This is a genomic window from Paludisphaera soli (assembly GCF_011064595.1).
In the GTDB taxonomy this organism is placed as follows: Bacteria; Planctomycetota; Planctomycetia; order Isosphaerales; family Isosphaeraceae; genus Paludisphaera; species Paludisphaera soli.
The window spans coordinates 1-480 of the sequence record NZ_JAALJI010000152.1 but is presented as its reverse complement, the minus strand read 5'-3'; the positions used below and the strand labels follow the sequence as shown (position 1 = coordinate 480).

The 480-nt window shown below is 73.1% G+C and carries 1 protein-coding gene; it reads left to right on the top strand.

Translation table 11 applies throughout. The features are described 5' to 3' along the window. On the top strand, nt 1–480 hold a 480-nt coding region (locus G6O68_RS32100; RefSeq protein WP_165253846.1), incomplete at both ends, for a hypothetical protein.

Below are 480 nucleotides of genomic sequence, written 5' to 3'. Positions count from 1 at the left end.
GGGGACCGAGCTGTTCCTGGACCAGGCGACGACGTGGGACCAGGCGTTCCAAGACCTGAACGCCTCCAGCGCCGAGGTCGATAGGGCCAGCCGCAAGCTGTGCCGCAGGCCGCCGGGTTACTGGCGAGACCAGCTGCCCGCGATCCTCGCCGCGATCGAGGAGGAGCGGGGGGCGAACCTCGCCCAGGGCCAGATCGCCGACCCGAACGGCTACGCCGACCGCGAGACGGCCGCCGCCGCGAGCCGGACCTGCGAGGTCTGCCAGGGCGGGGGCCTCGTGACGGTCTTCCACCGCGGCTACGACGGCGAGCCGACGCTGCACGTCGTCAACTCCGACGGCTCGACCTCGCGGATCAAGAGCCGGTTCGTCCTGGCCTGCCTCTGCCCGCTGGGCCGCTGGATCCTCGCGGCCAACCTCCGCTCCGCGTCGATGCCGAAGTACGCCGGCCCCGAGGCCGACCGGATCCGGGCCGAGGCGAG